The sequence below is a fragment of the Paenibacillus sp. BK720 genome (assembly GCF_011761545.1).
Classification (GTDB): Bacteria; Bacillota; Bacilli; order Paenibacillales; family Paenibacillaceae; genus Pristimantibacillus.
Window position 1 is genome coordinate 439,618 of the sequence record NZ_JAASRQ010000004.1, and the last position, 16,985, is coordinate 456,602.

General features: G+C 50.3%; 14 protein-coding genes. 3 read left to right on the plus strand and 11 right to left on the minus strand.

The annotated features are described in order from the left end of the window. Positions 1 to 20: 20 nt before the first annotated feature. The 3 genes from FHT67_RS17475 to FHT67_RS17485 form a co-directional block, all read right to left on the minus strand. Positions 21 to 1,481 (minus strand): circularly permuted type 2 ATP-grasp protein, encoded by a 1,461-nt coding sequence (locus FHT67_RS17475; RefSeq protein ID WP_132307767.1) that lies wholly within the window; start codon positions 1,479 to 1,481, stop codon positions 21 to 23. A gap of 245 nt (positions 1,482 to 1,726) precedes the next feature. Continuing rightward, positions 1,727 to 2,728 (minus strand): globin-coupled sensor protein, encoded by a 1,002-nt coding sequence (locus FHT67_RS17480; protein ID WP_132307769.1) that lies wholly within the window; start codon positions 2,726 to 2,728, stop codon positions 1,727 to 1,729. A 219-nt stretch (positions 2,729 to 2,947) separates the two neighbouring features. Further along, positions 2,948 to 4,843: a PrkA family serine protein kinase gene (locus FHT67_RS17485; RefSeq protein WP_132307771.1), complete on the minus strand. Its 1,896-nt coding sequence runs from the start codon at positions 4,841 to 4,843 to the stop codon at positions 2,948 to 2,950. A gap of 209 nt (positions 4,844 to 5,052) precedes the next feature. On the opposite strand from FHT67_RS17485, the gene FHT67_RS17490 reads away from it, so the two are divergent. Then, complete coding sequence (locus FHT67_RS17490) at positions 5,053 to 5,883, plus strand: DUF2161 family putative PD-(D/E)XK-type phosphodiesterase (RefSeq protein WP_132307773.1); 831 nt, start codon at positions 5,053 to 5,055, stop codon at positions 5,881 to 5,883. Here the strand turns inward: FHT67_RS17490 and FHT67_RS17495 are convergent. The 3 genes from FHT67_RS17495 to trmL form a co-directional block, all read right to left on the minus strand. Next, entirely contained in the window at positions 5,867 to 7,066 is a 1,200-nt protein-coding gene (locus tag FHT67_RS17495; RefSeq protein WP_167200290.1) for an aminotransferase-like domain-containing protein, read from the minus strand. The two genes, FHT67_RS17490 and FHT67_RS17495, sit on opposite strands and share 17 nt — an antisense overlap. Before the next feature lie 392 nt (positions 7,067 to 7,458). Continuing rightward, a complete protein-coding gene (locus FHT67_RS17500; RefSeq protein ID WP_132307776.1) occupies positions 7,459 to 7,710 on the minus strand; it encodes an AbrB/MazE/SpoVT family DNA-binding domain-containing protein in 252 nt (83 codons plus the stop codon). Positions 7,711 to 7,830: 120 nt separating this feature from the next. Next, complete coding sequence (gene trmL, locus FHT67_RS17505) at positions 7,831 to 8,295, minus strand: tRNA (uridine(34)/cytosine(34)/5-carboxymethylaminomethyluridine(34)-2'-O)-methyltransferase TrmL (protein ID WP_132307777.1); 465 nt, start codon at positions 8,293 to 8,295, stop codon at positions 7,831 to 7,833. A gap of 167 nt (positions 8,296 to 8,462) precedes the next feature. Here trmL and FHT67_RS17510 point away from each other — a divergent pair, with 167 nt between their 5' ends. Beyond that, positions 8,463 to 9,179, plus strand: coding sequence for a response regulator transcription factor (locus FHT67_RS17510; protein ID WP_132307778.1), 717 nt, complete (start codon positions 8,463 to 8,465; stop codon positions 9,177 to 9,179). A gap of 61 nt (positions 9,180 to 9,240) precedes the next feature. Here the strand turns inward: FHT67_RS17510 and serC are convergent, their stop codons facing one another. Continuing rightward, positions 9,241 to 10,329 (minus strand): 3-phosphoserine/phosphohydroxythreonine transaminase, encoded by a 1,089-nt coding sequence (serC, locus tag FHT67_RS17515; RefSeq protein WP_132307779.1) that lies wholly within the window; start codon positions 10,327 to 10,329, stop codon positions 9,241 to 9,243. Between the two features lie 128 nt (positions 10,330 to 10,457). Here serC and thpR point away from each other — a divergent pair, with 128 nt between their 5' ends. Then, complete coding sequence (gene thpR / locus FHT67_RS17520; RefSeq protein WP_167200293.1) at positions 10,458 to 11,072, plus strand: RNA 2',3'-cyclic phosphodiesterase; 615 nt, start codon at positions 10,458 to 10,460, stop codon at positions 11,070 to 11,072. A 12-nt stretch (positions 11,073 to 11,084) separates the two neighbouring features. On the opposite strand, the gene glnA is transcribed toward thpR, so the two are convergent. The 4 genes from glnA to FHT67_RS17540 all read right to left on the minus strand — a co-directional run bounded on the left by glnA (position 11,085) and on the right by FHT67_RS17540 (position 16,981). Continuing rightward, entirely contained in the window at positions 11,085 to 12,509 is a 1,425-nt protein-coding gene (gene glnA / locus FHT67_RS17525; protein ID WP_132307781.1) for a type I glutamate--ammonia ligase, read from the minus strand. A gap of 253 nt (positions 12,510 to 12,762) precedes the next feature. After that, positions 12,763 to 13,824, minus strand: coding sequence for a 3-deoxy-7-phosphoheptulonate synthase (aroF, locus tag FHT67_RS17530; protein ID WP_167200296.1), 1,062 nt, complete (start codon positions 13,822 to 13,824; stop codon positions 12,763 to 12,765). A gap of 643 nt (positions 13,825 to 14,467) precedes the next feature. Continuing rightward, complete coding sequence (locus tag FHT67_RS17535; RefSeq protein WP_167200299.1) at positions 14,468 to 15,433, minus strand: 4-hydroxy-3-methylbut-2-enyl diphosphate reductase; 966 nt, start codon at positions 15,431 to 15,433, stop codon at positions 14,468 to 14,470. Between the two features lie 30 nt (positions 15,434 to 15,463). Next, positions 15,464 to 16,981, minus strand: coding sequence for a sensor histidine kinase (locus FHT67_RS17540; protein ID WP_132307784.1), 1,518 nt, complete (start codon positions 16,979 to 16,981; stop codon positions 15,464 to 15,466). Positions 16,982 to 16,985: the final 4 nt, after the last annotated feature.

Below are 16,985 nucleotides of genomic sequence, written 5' to 3' on the forward strand. Positions count from 1 at the left end.
CCGTTTCTTGATTGAAACTTTTAACGATTTAACACCCATGTATCCTTGACTCCTCCGCCTTGCGAAGAATTGACAACGAGCGAGCCTTCCCGCAAAGCGACGCGGGTAAGCCCGCCCGGAATTACATGGGTGGAATCTTCCCCCATTAGCGCAAAGGCCCTCAGATCGATATGGCGAGGAGTCATTTGCCCGTCAATCATGACAGGCGCGCGCGACAGCTTCATGGTGGTCTGGGCGATGTAACGGCCGGGATCCTTTTTGATCGCTTCCGCGAACTCCTTCACTTCCTTTGGAGAAGCCGTCGGACCAATCAGCATGCCGTACCCCCCGGAGAGGGAGGTCTCCTTCACGACCAGCTGGTCCAGATGATCCAGAACGTAGTCGCGCTCTTCCTTCCGGGATAACAGATAAGTCGGCACGTTATGCAGAATCGGCTCTTCTCCGAGATAATAACGAATCATATCCGGAACGTAAGCATACACTGCCTTATCGTCCGCAACCCCCGTACCCGGCGCATTCGCTATTGCGATATTGCCGGCGCGGTAAGCGTTCATGAGCCCCGGAACCCCTAGCAGCGAATCCGGCTGGAAGGCAAGCGGATCAAGAAAATCATCGTCTATCCGGCGGTAAATGACATCCACCTGGCGAAGGCCTCTCAGATCGCGCAAATAAATTTTATGATCCTTATAGACGAGGTCACGGCCTTCAACCAAATGAATGCCCAGCTGCTGCGCTAGGAAGGTATGCTCGTAATAGGCGGAATTGTAAGAGCCCGGAGTAAGAAGCGCGATTAGCGGATCCTTCTTCCCGTTAGGCGCAAGGGAACGCAAAGAACGGAGGAAATAGTTCAGGCTTCGCTCAATGCTTTGGACGGAGGAGGACAAGTATAAATCATGAAACAGCTCGCTCATGATGGTGCGGCCCTTGAACAAATACGAGTAACCGGAAGGCGAACGGAGATTGTCCTCGAGGACGAAATAGCGGCCTTTCTCGTCTCTAATTAAATCTATGCCGGAGGAGGTGATATACACGCCTCCCGGAACGTCTAACCCCATCATTTCCGGACGAAAATATACGTTGGATACGATCATTTGTCTTGGAATAACCCCGTCGGATACAATGCGCTGGGCGTGGTAAATATCGTGGATGAACATATTAAGCGCTTTGGTCCGTTGACAAACGCCGCGGTCCACGGCTTCCCATTCATGCTTGGGGATAACGCGAGGGATGTAATCAAAGGGAATGGTTCTTTCCAGAGGTTCGCTTTGGCTCGGACTATACAGGGTAAAGGTGATTCCTTCTTCCATCATGCGCTGATTGAGAGCATGCTGCCTCATCGTCAATTCCGACGGCTTCATTTTGGCGAACAACCGATGGATATTGTCATAGTGGGGACGAACCGAAAAGTCTTTCTCGAACATTTCATCGTAAAATGATTGCGAATCGTAATATTGCGATTGCGACTGTTTGGCCGTCGACATGCCAACCGCCTCCTCCATGATGGTACAGCACCTTCCCTGACGCCTCATTGATGACTTCCAAAGTTGGCTCATAACCCGTAATGTCATATTAACTTACATAAAATATTTAATAACCTTAATGAAAGTAAATTTTTGTTAGATTTATCATACAAGAATTGGATTTTCATGTCAACTTTTATAGCACGAAAGCAGAGCTTCTGCGCTGGCGAAGAAACCCTGCTTTATATCCTATGCCTATTCTCTTGTTATGTATTCAATTGGCGTAAATCTTTTGTAACGGTGTCCACGGTATGCACGAATACGGCAAGCTCCTGGGATCTCGCCGCTTGATTGCGGGCTTCGACCGAGGTTTTCTCCGATTCCATCTGAACCAGATGAATCTTCTTATGAATTTCGTCCAGATTCGTCTGGATGGTTTCCAGCGCGGAACGCGAGTTTGCGGCAAGCTTGCGGACCTCGTTGGCCACAACCTCGAAGCCTCGTCCCATCTCGCCGGCACGCGCCGCCTCAATAGCGGCATTCAGGCCAAGAAGATGCGTCTGGTCTGCAATCCCGCGGATAAGCAGCCCCATCTCGGTAATACCCGCCAGCTCCTCCTGCAGATCTCCGAGCAGATCATGCGAGCGGTCCTGCGACTGGGAAGTGGACACGGCCGCCTCGGCAATCGACTTGGCTCCTTGGTCAAGCTCCGTCATCAGGCCGGCCAGCTGCTGCACCGACTCCGTTATGGTAGTGAGCATAACCGATCTTTGATCAGCCAGCTCCTGAATCAAAGACTGCTCGGCCCGGTTATACGCTTCAAGCACCAGCTGCGAATCCAGGTTAAACATCTTGGACAAGGAGTGAAGCACGGAGGTCCATCTCTCCGGGATCGCAAGCTGCAGGACCGTTGCGGCGATATCCAGATAAGTCATGTAGCTTCCCAGATACCAGTCGGTCGTCAGGCCGATCCGGGAATGGACAAGCCCGATCGTAATGCGATTCTCGATGTAATCCTGGTCAATGACACCGGATGCCAGGGACAGCCAATAACCGCGCTGTGTCTGTTTAAGCCGTTCAATGGTACTTACATTCGAGATAATGTGCATCAAATGCGGCTGTTGTCCAATGTTGTCATAGAAGCGGTTCACAACCTCTTCGACGACTTGTTCGAATATCGGCTTGCAGTCGGCGAGCCTTTTCAAATCCTCTTCCGTAATACGGGTATATTCCAACTGCCTGCGGCGTTCTCCCGAGACTTTAATCATAGATCTAATCTCCCCTTCAAAGAATGGTTACACGCTTTTTGCGGCAATTCTTACATCGTAAGCATTGACCGTTGTCTTATAAAGATTATATCGGAAAATAGGGAACCGGCTTGTAAGCATTCTTGAATTCTTCATGACGAAGGGGAGTTCCTTTGAATCCATTGCGCCGAAAGCAAAAAAGCGATGCAGGATACTCCCTGCACCGCTTTATGAGATTATTTAACGATTCAAGAGACTCCCCACGTACCGCAGCAGCTCGTTTGCGCATACCGGGCAGTAGCCGTGTTCGTCAATCAACCGTTTGGTCACTTCGTTAATGCGCTTCAGCTGGCTTTCATCCGGCGTTTTGGTCGAAGTCGTAATTTTCACGATATCCTTCAGGTCGGCGAACAGCTTCTTCTCAACGGCCTCGCGCAGACGCTCATGGCTTGTGAAATCGAACTTCTTCCCTTTCCGGGAGTACGAAGAGATGCGGATCAGAATTTCCTCGCGGAACGCTTTTTTCGCATTCTCGGATACGCCGATCTGCTCTTCAATAGACCGCATCAGGCGCTCATCCGGATCCATTTCTTCGCCGGTAAGCGGATCCTTGATTTTGGTCCAGTTGCAATAGGATTCAATGTTATCGAGATAGTTCTCAAACAAAGTCCGGGCGGACTCTTCAAAGGAATAGACAAACGCCTTCTGAATTTCCTTCTTGGCCAGGTTATCGTACTCCTTGCGCGCTACCGAGATGAAATTCAGGTATCTTTCCCGCTCCTCCTTCGTAATCGAAGGATGCTGGTCAAGACCGTCCTTCAATGCCCGCAGTACATCGAGGGCATTGATACACTGCATATCCTGCTTGATCAGAGCGCTCGATATCCGGTTAATGACGTAACGAGGGTCAATGCCGGTCATTCCTTCTTCAATGTACTCGTTTTGCATTTCCTTCAGATCGGCTTCCTTGAAGCCTTCAACCTCTTCGCCGTCGTACATTCTCATCTTCTTCACAAGGTCCATGCCTTGCTTCTTCGTTTCCTTCAGGCGGGTAAGGATGGAGAAGATGGCTGCCGATTTCAGGGAATGCGGCGAGATGTGAATATGCTTCATGTCGCTTTGGCCAATCAGCTTCGTATAAATCTTCTCTTCCTCGGACACTTTGAGGTTGTATGGAATCGGCATTACAATCATACGCGACTGGAGCGCCTCGTTTTTCTTATTGCTTATAAACGACTTGTATTCGGATTCGTTCGTATGGGCGATGATCAGCTCGTCGGCCGAGATAAGCGCAAACCTGCCCGCCTTGAAATTCCCCTCCTGCGTCAGCGAGAGCAGGTTCCACAGGAACTTCTCGTCGCACTTCAGCATCTCCTGGAATTCCATCAGGCCGCGGTTCGCTTTGTTGAGCTCCCCGTCGAAGCGGTACGCGCGCGGATCGGATTCCGAGCCGAACTCCGTAATCGTCGAGAAGTCGATACTGCCTGTCAAGTCGGCAATATCCTGCGACTTCGGATCGGAAGGGCTGAATGTACCGATACCCACCCGGTTTTCCTCCGACACAAGCACGCGTTCGACAATGACGTTCTCTATATCTCCATCGTATTCAACCCGAAGCCTCATTTGGCAGGAAGGGCACAGGTTGCCTTCGATACGGACACCAAGCTCCTTCTCAATCTCTGGACGAAGCTCATGCGGGATCAAGTGCAGCGGCTCTTCATGCATCGGGCAGCCTTTAATGGCGTAAATAGCTCCCTTCTCCGTTCTGGAGAAACGCTCCAGCCCTTTCTTCAGCATCGTTACAATGGTGGATTTGCCGCCGCTGACCGGCCCCATGAGAAGCAGGATCCGTTTACGGACATCCAGCCTTCTGGCAGCCGAGTGGAAGTATTCCTCCACCAGCTTCTCCACGGCGCGGTCGAGACCGAAAATTTCCTGTTCGAAGAACTTATAACGCTTCCTTCCGTTATCGTCCTCTACCCCAAAAGATTCAATCATCTCATAGACGCGCGCGTGCGCAGTCATGGCCGGGGTCGGGTCCTCTCTAAGCAATTGAATATATTCTCTGAAAGATCCCGTCCACGCAAGCTTTTCACTCTCTGTCTGATACTCCGATATTCGCTTGAAAATGTCCATGCCGTGCCTCCTCCCATCGCTTCCGCAATCCGCTAGTTTTCATTCCGCCCGGGATTATCTCTACATCATTGATCGTGTGGACCAACTTTTTACTGAAGTATTACAATCCTATGCTTAGTTATGTAGGAAATTGACCACTATTTTAGGCGGCAATCCGGCAAATAACGACAAGCATTTGCTATAATGAGGGGAGAAAGAGGGGAATTAACATGGCAGTTAACAAGGAAGAGGAGCTGTACAGCCCCATCAAGGCCTACTACGAAAAGCTAGGCTTTACGGTAAAAAGCGAGGTTCTACACTGCGATTTGGTTGCGATGAAGCCGGATGGCAGCGAGGCGGTTGTTGTCGAAATGAAAAAAACGTTCAATCTCGCCTTGCTGCTGCAAGGGATTGAACGCTTACGCATAAATGATCATGTTGTGCTCGCCGTAGAGCGCAACCGCAAGAAAAGCGGCGCCCATAACCAGCGCTTCGGCGATATAACGGAGCTGTGCCGGATGCTTGGTCTTGGTTTAATGACCGTCACCTTCTTCAAGACCAAAGCGCCGCTGATCGAAATGCTGTGCGAGCCCGGCGAGATGCCAAAGCGCGGCATCCGAAGAACGCGCCAGGCACGGCTCCTCCGGGAGTTCCGGGAACGGAGCGGCGATTACAATGTAGGCGGCAGCACCGGCCGCAAGCTCGTTACGGCCTATCGGGAGAAGGCGCTCCGGGCGGCCTATGCCTTGCAGCAAGCCGGCATCCTGTCGCCAAGCCAGCTGGCGTCGCTGACGGGCAATCCGCAAAGCGCCTCGATGCTGCGCAGCAATTATTATCTTTGGTTCGAAAAGGTAGGGCGAGGCCAATATCGGCTAACGGCAGCCGGCGCCTTAGCCTTGGCGGAATATGCCGAGGTGATCGCAGAATGGAAAGAGACCTTCACTCTCCCGCCGGCACCCGAGCCGAAGCCCGTTAAAGCACAAAAACCGAAAGCTCCTAAAGCCTCCAAAGGCAAGACGACCAAACGCGCGAAGGGAGTCCCCTTTAGCTACGAGCCGTAAACTCGCGGATCGCTTCCGCCAGGCGCGCAACGCCAAGCACCGTTCTCTCCCCTTTATTATGGGTGAAATTAAGCCTCGCTGTGTTTCGTTTCGGATCATACGCGTAAAAGGCGCTGCCCGGCACAAAAGCTACGCCCTTCGATACCGCAACCCGCAGCAGCGCTTCCGCATCCAGTCCCTCGGGAAGCTCCATCCACAGGAACATGCCGCCCTTCGGCTCGATCCAATGCAGCCCTTCGATTTTTTGCGCTTTGATCAGGCTTTGCATCTCCCGCATCCGATCCCCGTAGGATTCCGAGATAATCCTTATATGCTCGTCGAGCGGGAAATGCGCAAGCAGCTGGCTCAAGATCTGCTGATCCATCGTGCTGGACTGCAGATCTGCCGCTTGCTTTGCTTTTGCAAGCATCTTGATTACCCGGGCATCGCCGATCGCCCAGCCGGTGCGAAGTGCGGGAGCCACGATTTTCGAAAAGGTGCTCGTATAAATAACAACGCCGCTCCCGTATTGCTGCTGGTCAAGCGCAAACAGGGTTGGGAAAGCCTCGTGTTCATCGTATTTCAGCTCGCCGTAAGGATCATCTTCAATAATAGGCACTTGATGGCCGGCGCAAATACGCAGGAGCTGGTGCCTTCTTTCCAGGCTCCACACGTTGCCCGTCGGATTGCCGAAGGTCGGAACGGCATATATAAACTTCGGCTTATGCTGGCGGACCAGACGTTCCACATCCTCCGGAATCATGCCATGCTCATCGCTTTCCGCGGCTACAACCTTTAGACCATGCAGCTCAAACACTTGCAGGCAGGCTAAATAGGTAGGCCGTTCAACAAGCACCGTATCCCCCGGCTCGGTCAGAACCTGGACAAGCAGGCTGATCGCTTGCTGGGAGCCTGTCGTAATAATCATGTCATCGGGCTGCACGTTCATCCCCTTCTGGGCCATGCGGACGCACAGCTGCTCCCGAAGCGGCAGGTAACCCTCGGTAAGCCCATACTGCAGCGCGCTTGTACCGGCGGAGATCGCTCGGTCCGCGGCTTCCCTGACAGCCTGTACGGGAAAAAGCTCTTCCGCCGGCAGACCGCCGGCAAAGGATACGATGTCATTGCCTTGCGTCAGCTTCAGAATATCCCTCACGACGGAAGACTTAACCTGCGTCATTCTTGTTGCAAAGCGAAATTCCATATTTTTCTTCTCCTCCCGCAATAAAAAATCATGATTTGCACTGTCACTATTGTCGCATAATAAAAAGAATCCATGCAAACTTAAACGTTTTCTTTTCCCTAATACTTGGTTATAATGAAGCTAGCATATCGGAGGTGCACAAAATGTCTATTACTTTCGTTATTGTTATGACAGTCTTTATTTTGTTCCTGACTGCCATCTTGACGTCATCGTACAACGACGACAAGACCAAAGGCCTTTAAACAAAGGCCAAGCCCGAATTCTAAGCCATTTATAAGACAGCACTTATAAATTCTTGGAATTCAAAAAAAGAAGCTTACCCTGCATGCAGGAGAAGCTTCTTTTTTTTCATCGTATGTTTGTATGAGTGCTTTATGGAGGATTGAATCCGGTTAACGGTTATGAAGCTGTCCCATTTCATTCATGCACGGCTCGCATAAATAACGGTCCTTGAACTCCTTCACTTCTTCCATTGATCCGCAGAACACGCATCTCGGACGGTAACGTTCCAAAATAATATGGTCGCCTTGCACTAAAATCTCTACAGGATCCCCCTCATTCATTTGATACCGTTTACGAAGTGATTTAGGAAGGACAATTCGCCCGAGCTGGTCCACCTTTCTAACCACACCTGCTGGTTTCATCTTTTCACCTCTTTATGACTGGATTTGCAAGCTAACGTTGTGAAACATAGCACAGTAGACTTTCGATGGCCTTTTACAGATTCCTTCCTAAACAAGGATAGTCCTTAATATTATGTAAATTCAGTCCATTCCCGGGAACTTATTCTGGCGTAATGCCTCATACACAATAATAGCCGCCGAGTTGGAAAGGTTCAGCGACCGGACATCTCCCGTCATCGGCATCCGCATGCAAGTATCCAGATTCGCGTCAATCAGCTCCTGCGGCAGCCCTTTCGTTTCCTTGCCGAACACGAAGAAATCTCCGTCTTGGAATTCAAACTCCGTGTACACCTTCGTAGCTCTTGTGCTTGCGTAAAAGAATCTGCCGTTTGGATTCGCATCCTGCAGCTCCTTGAAGGAATCATGGTATTCCACATGAACCGCATGCCAATAATCCAGTCCGGCGCGCTTAAGAGTGCGGTCATCGGTCTGGAAACCAAGGGGACGTACAAGATGAAGAAACGCGCCTGTTGCGGCGCAAGTCCGGGCGATATTGCCCGTGTTAGCAGGAATTTCAGGTTCAACCAAAACAATATGAAAAGCCATATCTGTACCAACCTCACATTCTATGTCATTATACACGAAACATTGCGTTATCGCACCAGTGCCAAAGAGGCAATTTTTACATTAGGTTAACGTACTCTTAATCTCCGCATAAATGTCTTCCCCCATAATGAAAACATCTTGTAGGAGGCAAAAGGAGAATAGATACGATGAAAAAGAAAATATTGGTCGTTGATGACGAGCCGTCCATCTCCATGCTTATCGAATTTAACTTGAAGCTCGCCGGTTATGATGTCCGGTGCGTAAGCGATGGCGAAGCCGTATTCGAGATGTTAAAGCCATTCCGTCCTGACCTGATCGTACTCGATTTGATGCTTCCGAAGATGGATGGCATTCAAGTATGCCGTGAGCTGCGCAAACAGAGCAATGCGGTGCCAATCGTAATGCTGACTGCCCTGCAGGACGTTACGGACAAAATCGCCGGGCTTGATAACGGAGCCGACGATTACATGACAAAGCCATTTAGCCCGCAAGAGCTGATCTCCCGTATTCAGGCGATATTCCGCCGCATTCAGTCCCTTCCGGGTCAAGCTGAATCAACGTCGTTCGATATCGGCAGATTGACGGTACGCGCCGAACAGCGTGAAGTGCTGATCGATGGCCGCACCATAGAGCTGACACCCAAGGAATTCGAGCTTCTTCTTTTCTTATGCAAGCATAGAGGCAAAGTATTAAGCCGTCAGCAGCTGCTCCATGGGGTGTGGGATTACCACTTCCTCGGCGATACGCGAATCGTTGACGTTCATATCAGCCATCTTCGAGATAAAATCGAGCAAAACGCAAGAACGCCCGAGTACATTATGACGGTCCGCAATGTCGGATACAAGCTTCACGCCCCTAATATGGCCGATTCGTCGCTTGCATAAGCACCTCTAACAAGGAAGACCGCCTTTCCGGTTTGCGGAAATGGCGGTCTTTGTTCATTTCTTAACCGTTACGGCGCTGGAAATCAGCCATAAATTCAGCAAGCGCTTTGCAGCTCTCGTGCGGTACGGCGTTGTACGTCGAAGCGCGAAGACCGCCAACATCGCGGTGGCCCTTCAGGCCAACAAAGCCGTGTTGCTCCGATTCCTTCACGAATTGCTTCTCCAGCTCTTCGTTTTGCATACGGAAAGTAATGTTCATAAGCGAACGGCTGTCTTGATGAGCGCATCCAACGTAGTAGCCATTGCTTTGGTCGATCGCGTCATAAATCAGCTTTGTTTTATCGCGGTTGAGCTGCTCCATCGCGGCAACTCCGCCGTTGCCTTTGATCCATTTCAAAACCAGGTTAACCATATATACCGAGAAGGATGGCGGCGTATTGTAAAGCGACTTGTTCTTCGCATGGGTATCGTAACGGAAGATAGCCGGGATGTTTTTCGGGCTTTCTTGAACAAGGTCATCGCGTACGATAACAACCGTAACGCCGGATGGACCGAGATTTTTTTGCGCTCCGGCATAGATAAGACCAAATTTGCTAATATCAATAGGACGGCTTAAAATATCGCTGGACATATCGGCTACAAGCGGAACATTGCCAAGGTTCGTCGGGAACTCCTGGAACTGTACGCCTCCGATGGTTTCATTGGATGTCAAATGAAGGTAAGCGGCATTCTCGGGCACAACGAAATCATTAATGCTTGGCATACGCATGAAATTGTCGTTTTCCGACGAAGCGGCAATGACCGTCTCGCCGACCAGCTTCGCTTCCTTGATGGCTTTGTCAGCCCAAGCGCCAGTCTTGACGTAAGCGCCGGGACGGCCCGCGGAAAGCAGGTTCATTGGAATCATGGCAAACTGCTGGCTTGCGCCGCCTTGAAGGAAAAGAACGTGATAGTTATCCGGAATACCGAACAATTCGCGCATGAGTGCTTGTGATTCGTTGTTCACTTGCTCATAAAGTGCGCTGCGGTGGGACATTTCCATGATGGACATCCCCGCGCCCTGATATTCGACAAATTGCTCTTGCGCCTGCTGCAGCACCTCAAGCGGTAAAGCGGCCGGTCCTGCATTGAAATTATAGGCTCGTTTCATTTCCGTTACCCACCTTTTGTTTTTGTTAAACATCTCACATGATATTGATTATGATAGCAATTTTACCGGCTCTCTTCAAGTACATTTACATAATGTTAGTGACAAAAAGTCGAACGGAGATTATTCACATGGCAGAAAATATTCGGATTTTCACCGCAATATCCATTCCAGCAAACATTACCGGACAAATCGTTAGCCATTTGCCCGATTGGCAGAATCGGCTCTCTTTTCAGAAATGGGTGGATCCCCGGGACCTCCATATCACGCTTCATTTTATCGGAGACACGCCCGTTTCTTCCATTCCCGCCATACAGGCGGCGATGCGGGAAGCCGTTTCCCGCTCATTGTCCTTCTCTTTGGAGTTGTCGAAGCTTGGCAGCTTTGGCCGCGAGGAACGCCCCTCCGTCTTATGGCTTGGCTTAAAGCGGCTGCCCGATGAACTGCTTCGGCTTCATCAAGCGCTTGGCCAATCGCTTCATTCGGGTATTGGCTATACGCCGGAGACCCGTCCTTACCGGCCTCACGTGACCTTAGCAAGGAAATATTCCGCTACCGAACCATGCTCAGCCGGAAAGCTTGAGGAGCTCTCCAGCCCCTTTCTGCAGTATCAGACAGCCTTCGACATAACCGGCATCACGTTATACCGTACACGGCTAGGCGAAAGACCTATGTATGAACCGCTTGCGGTTGCACAATTCGACAAAAGAAAAGCGGACTCCCGCCAAGGGAGCCCGCTTGAATAAGTGCGTTTCGAATTAGCAGCCGAAATAGAGGCTGTACTCGTGTGGATGAATACGGATCGATACCGCTTTAGCTTCGCTGCGTTTAACGGCAACATAGTTAGCGATGAACTCTTCCGTAAATACGCCACCTTCAGTCAAGAATTCGGAATCCGCTTCAAGAGCGTCAAGCGCTTCGTCGAGCGTACCAGGTACGCTGCGGATTTCTTTCTTCTCTTCTTCTGGCAGTTCGTAAATGTTTTTGTCGAATGGTCCGTAGCCCAGAGCAACTGGATCCAGTTTACGCTTGATGCCGTCCAGACCAGCAAGCAGCATAGCCGCGAATGCCAGGTAAGGGTTAGCCGTGGAGTCCGGAGTACGGAACTCGATACGGCAGCCTTTTGGCGTTACCGATGCGATAGGAATACGTACGGCAGCGGAACGGTTACCTTTCGAGAATACGAGGTTAACCGGAGCTTCGTAACCAGGAACCAGACGTTTGAACGAGTTTGTCGAAGGGTTCGTCAAAGCGATCAGAGCTGGTGCGTGGTGCAGAATACCGCCGATGTAATGCATAGCCAGCTGGCTCAGGTTGCCGTAAGCGCCTTTTTCATAGAACAGCGGAGTGTCGCCGTCGAAGATCGAGGAGTGAACGTGCATACCGGAACCGTTGTCGCCGAACAGCGGTTTTGGCATGAAAGTAGCCACTTTGCCGTATTGGCGAGCTGTGTTGTGAACGATATATTTGTACAGCATGAGGTTGTCAGCTGTCTTAGTCAAAGTGCTGAAGCGGAAGTTGATTTCTGCTTGACCGGCAGTTGCAACTTCGTGGTGATGACGCTCAACGCGAAGGCCAACTTCTTGCATCAGGCGAACCATTTCGCTGCGGATGTCTTGTTGTTGGTCAACTGGAGCAACTGGCACGTAGCCGCCTTTTACAGGAACTTTAAAGCCAAGGTTGCCGCCTTCTTCTTTACGGTTCGTGTTCCAACCTGCTTCTTCGGAATCCACGTAGAAGGAAGAAGAGTTCATTGTGCTTTCGTAGCGAACTTCGTCAAAGATGAAGAATTCGGACTCAGGAGCGAAGAATGCAGTAGTACCGATACCAGTCGTTTGCAGGTATTCTTCCGCTTTTTGAGCGATGCTGCGTGGGTCACGCTCGTAACGCTCGCCGTCCGGTGTATGGATGTTACACATAATGTTCAGTGTAGGATGATCTGTGAAAGGATCAACGAATACTGCTTCAGTATCCGGCATCATTACCATGTCGGACTCTTCGATACCGCGGAAACCTGGGATCGAGGAACCGTCGAATGCTACTCCGTTTACGAAAGTATCAGCGTCAACTTCTGTAGCAGGAAGAGTAATGTGGTGCGCGCGACCAGCGAGATCCACAAAACGGAAATCTACAAACTGGATGTTGTTTTCTTGAATTGTGTTCAAAACATTTTGAACTGACATCAGATATTTCCTCCATTTCCGAACATTTGCTTAGTGTTGAACTGTTATCGTTCAATTTTCGTGCTAAACTATGAGGTAATTATAAAACTACGGTTTGGCATCGTCAATACTTATGTAAGGTATTTTTTATTCATATGTGAGGTATACTTACAAGTTTAAACATTTGTTCACAATTAGGCCTTTACATTCGATCAGAAAAGCCGGGAAGCCTTATGTATCAAGGCTTCCCGGCTTTTCGCATTTCAGAACTGGCTTAAATTTTCCATTCCGCGAAAGCGGCTGCTGGTTCTTTCGGAGTGTTAAATTGCTTGCCGACGATTGGCGCCAGCTTTTCTAAATCCTTTAATAAATTAGCGAATTGGTCTGGGAACAAGGATTGTACGCCGTCACCTGTCATCGAATTATCCGGATCTGTGTGCATTTCCACAATCAGACCGTTCGCCCCTGCCGCAACGGAGGCTTTGGACATCGGCTCTACCAATTCGCGGCGTCCTGTACCGTGGCTAGGGTCCGAGATGACCGGCAGATGGCTAAGCCCTTGCAGAACCGGGATCGCGGACAAGTCCAGCGTGTTTCTTGTGTAAGTTTCGAACGTTCGGATTCCGCGCTCGCATAACATAACATTCGGATTGCCGCCTGCGAGGATGTATTCCGCCGCGTTCAGGAATTCGTCATACGTTGCGCTGAACCCGCGCTTCAATAACACCGGAGTCTGAATGGTGCCAAGCTTGCGGAGCAGGTCGAAGTTCTGCATGTTGCGCGTTCCGACTTGAAGGATATCGGCATATTCGGCGCATACGTCCACATACTCTGGTGTCATAACCTCCGTAATCGTGAGCAGGCCATGCTTCTTGCCCGCTTCCGCCATCATGACCAGACCTTCCACTCCAACGCCTTGGAAGCTGTATGGACCCGTGCGAGGCTTGAACGCACCGCCGCGGAGCACCTGTCCGCCGGCGGCTTTGACAAGACGTGCGATCTCATCGATCTGCTCCGGCGATTCAACCGCGCAAGGACCGCCCATAATAACGAGGTTGTCGCCGCCGATCTTAACGCCTTTAATATCGATGACTGTGTCGTCCGGATGAAAGTCACGGCTCGCCAGCTTGTAGGACTTCGAAATCTTGATCACGTTCTCTACGCCTTTCATTTGGCGAAGATGCTCGGCAAGCGTTGGCTCTGCCTTGCCGATAATTCCGATAACCGTCCGGTCGGTTCCTCTCGATACATGGGCTTGCACGCCAGCTCTCTCGATATGGTTCACAATTTCTTGAATACGCTCTTCAGCAATATGCGGGCTAGTAATAACGATCATGTCCATCTCTCCTTTTCCACTTCAACGCTTATACGCTTTTATGCTTTGTGGCTTTTATGCTTTTACTTGTTAAAGCAAATATACAATATGGACTCTTGATTCGTCAAATATTATTTTCTTAGATCAGCTGCTTAGCAGCTACGGAAGTGAATATTCTTACGATCGCTGTGCTCGATAGATTCCCTTAATTAACTATTCCGAGGTTGGAATCTATCTCACAAGGCGAACTACAAGCTTTCCAAAGGAAAGCTACTTCGTAAGCATAACCTCCGCTTCTCCAGAACATTCACTTCCTCCGCCGCAACCGCTTGATTGACAAAAAACAATAAAAAACTCAACCTAAGAGTCCGGGGAAACTGGGCCTTCAAACCTTCTCCAGGTCGATCCGCACTTACTGTCACATAATAAGATCGTCACATCATTCGTTGACGATGTTAGGATAACTTGACTCTACTCAGCTTGACGCCTAGTTCTACCCTTAACGATACGCGGCAGTGTTAAGCTCCACTTTTGGAGCAGAGCGGACATCCTTCCGATGCCGCGTATCGTTAAGGCTTAGCTATACCATGGAAGTAGCCGCAACCGGACTAGCTTAAAAAAATAAATGCGGTGCAAAGGAGCACCGCATTGACTCGATCTTCTATTAAGCTTCAGCTGCGCCGGAAGCCGATTTGGTACGAATTGTTGGGAGGAGCTTGTTCTTGTTGACCGTACGCTTGATCTCCCACGTGGAAGGATCGTTATGGTCGTATTGCTCCAAATATGCGATAACTTCTTTTGTTATCGGAGTTGGAGTAGACGCGCCTGAGGTTACGGCAACGCGTTCGATGCCCTTAAGCCACTCCTGCTCAATCTCCGACACGTCGGATACCCGATAAGCCGGCACACCCGCGATCTCCTGGGATACCTGCGCCAGACGGTTGGAGTTATTGCTGCGCGGATCGCCAACAACGATGCACAGCTGCGCCTGTCCGGCTTGCTCCGCTACCGCTTCCTGGCGTACTTGCGTAGCCAGGCAGATTTCGTTATGAATCTCCGCCTTCGGATACGTCTCCAGAAGCTTGCTCATAATATGACGGATATCCCATTGCGACATCGTCGTCTGATTCGTAATGATAATACGGCCTTCAGGCACGTCAAGCTTGGAAATATCCTCAACTCGCTCAATCAGGTGAACGCGGTCCGGCGCTACGCCAATCGCGCCTTCCGGCTCCGGATGGCCTTTTTTGCCGATATAAATAATATGATAATCCTCGGCGACTTTCTCCCGGATCAGATCATGCGTTTTGGTTACGTCCGGGCAGGTCGCGTCCACAATGGTCAGGCCTTTCTCACGCGCCCGGTTGCGAACCTCGGGGGAGACGCCGTGGGCCGTAAAGATAACCGTACCTCTCTCCACCTGCTCCAAAATTTCCAGACGGTTCTCGCCATCAAGCGTAATAACGCCCTCTTGCTCGAAAGCCTCGGTCACATGCGCATTATGAACAATCATGCCAAGAATATAAATCGGACGCGGAAGGTCCAGGTTTTTGGCGGTTTGCAGCGCGAGCACCATGGCATCCACAACGCCATAGCAATAGCCGCGCGGCGATATTTTAACAATCTCCACTTGTTGCACCTGCTTTCTGAATAACGAAGGTTAGTCTTCGATTCGATCGGTTCCTTCTATTATAAACGAAGCAGGCTGGGCGGAAAAGTCTATTGGCAGCCAAATGACAAACGTGGACCCTTCTTCCTCCATCGTCGTGACCTCGATCGAGCCGCGGTGCTCATCGATAATCCATTTGGCGATGGACAGGCCAAGCCCTGTGCCAACGGTCTTGCCGCGCGATTCGTCCGCCCGGTAGAACCGGTCGAAGATATGGGGAACCTCGTTCGGATTCATGCCGATTCCGGTATCTTTGATAATAATGCCAAGCTGGTTCTCCCGGCGCGTCGCCGACATCTCGATCCAGCCGCTTGGCGTGTATTTGAATGCATTCTCAATGAAGATAAACAAAAGCTGCTGCAAGTAATCGGCATTACCGTATACCTGGAAACCGTCCAGCGCGGTCAAATCCCCAATCCGCCATTCCGCATTGCGAGGCAGCAGCCCCGCTCTCCGGCCTACTTCCTCCACAATCGGAAGCATAGGCTGCGTTGTTTTCTCCATCTCGTAACCCGCATCCGCTCTTGCCAGAGCAAGAAGGTCATTAACGAGAGTGGACATCCGCCGCGCCTCCGCCGCAATATCCTGCATCGCTTCGTTTGACAGCTCATAGCGCTGGGCATCCAGTGCCAGCACAATATCTCCCGCTTCATCCGGTTCAAGCGTCTTCGACCACATCCGCTGCAGCAATTCGATATTCCCGCGAATCGTCGTCAGGGGAGTACGCAGCTCATGGGAGGCATCCGAGACAAATCTTCGCTGCGCTTTATACGATTCGTCCAGTCCGTTATACGCCATTTCGATGCGGGATAGCATAATATTCAGGGTATAGACCAAATGGCCGATCTCATCCTTTGGACCTTCAATCGGAATCCGCACGCTCAGATCGGAACCGCTATGGATTTTTTCGGTGGCGTGGACGACCCGTTCGATTGGCTGAAGAGCTTTGCGCGCCATAAAGAGACCAACAGTAAAGGCAATTATAAGGCATATCAAAGAGGACAATATAAGAATAACCCGAAGTCCGGCCAGGTAGTTCTCTTCGCTGGCTACAACAGTGCCAACTTGAAGCAGGCCAATTAACGACCCGTCCGTATTATTGGGAATTGGTTTTTGATAGATTAGAAACGCAACTTCGCCCGCATTTGTATTCAAAACCGCTTTTTTATAGCCATAATCCGGATTGGTCTTCGCTTCCGGGATCGGGAACTTAATTCCGTTTATTTGAAGCTCACCGGAGGTTTTTATGACGCCTTCCTTATAGTTGACTAATTGCACGTAAAAATCTTTCTCGTAAAACGGGGAATTTCTCTTAATGTTCAGGTCAATCTGATTTAATCCGTTTTCGTACTTCACGATGTCATAGGAATCAGCCTGATCCCGTAGCTGTGTCTTCGTATCAGCGTACGTATTCATGTTTACGAAAAAATAAATCGCCACGCATAACACGATAAGTGCTGCCGCAAGAATGCCGGAAAACCATAAAGTCAGACGAAGCCTGATCGTCATGTGA

What these genes read in the sequence shown, in the direction of transcription:
- FHT67_RS17475 (WP_132307767.1), bottom strand. Translation starts at nt 1,481, where the DNA reads ATGTCGACGGCCAAACAGTCGCAATCGCAATATTACGATTCGCAATCA.
- FHT67_RS17480 (WP_132307769.1), bottom strand. Translation starts at nt 2,728, where the DNA reads ATGATTAAAGTCTCGGGAGAACGCCGCAGGCAGTTGGAATATACCCGT.
- FHT67_RS17485 (WP_132307771.1), bottom strand. Translation starts at nt 4,843, where the DNA reads ATGGACATTTTCAAGCGAATATCGGAGTATCAGACAGAGAGTGAAAAG.
- FHT67_RS17490 (WP_132307773.1), top strand. Translation starts at nt 5,053, where the DNA reads ATGGCAGTTAACAAGGAAGAGGAGCTGTACAGCCCCATCAAGGCCTAC.
- FHT67_RS17495 (WP_167200290.1), bottom strand. Translation starts at nt 7,066, where the DNA reads ATGGAATTTCGCTTTGCAACAAGAATGACGCAGGTTAAGTCTTCCGTC.
- FHT67_RS17500 (WP_132307776.1), bottom strand. Translation starts at nt 7,710, where the DNA reads ATGAAACCAGCAGGTGTGGTTAGAAAGGTGGACCAGCTCGGGCGAATT.
- trmL (WP_132307777.1), bottom strand. Translation starts at nt 8,295, where the DNA reads ATGGCTTTTCATATTGTTTTGGTTGAACCTGAAATTCCTGCTAACACG.
- FHT67_RS17510 (WP_132307778.1), top strand. Translation starts at nt 8,463, where the DNA reads ATGAAAAAGAAAATATTGGTCGTTGATGACGAGCCGTCCATCTCCATG.
- serC (WP_132307779.1), bottom strand. Translation starts at nt 10,329, where the DNA reads ATGAAACGAGCCTATAATTTCAATGCAGGACCGGCCGCTTTACCGCTT.
- thpR (WP_167200293.1), top strand. Translation starts at nt 10,458, where the DNA reads ATGGCAGAAAATATTCGGATTTTCACCGCAATATCCATTCCAGCAAAC.
- glnA (WP_132307781.1), bottom strand. Translation starts at nt 12,509, where the DNA reads ATGTCAGTTCAAAATGTTTTGAACACAATTCAAGAAAACAACATCCAG.
- aroF (WP_167200296.1), bottom strand. Translation starts at nt 13,824, where the DNA reads ATGATCGTTATTACTAGCCCGCATATTGCTGAAGAGCGTATTCAAGAA.
- FHT67_RS17540 (WP_132307784.1), bottom strand. Translation starts at nt 16,981, where the DNA reads ATGACGATCAGGCTTCGTCTGACTTTATGGTTTTCCGGCATTCTTGCG.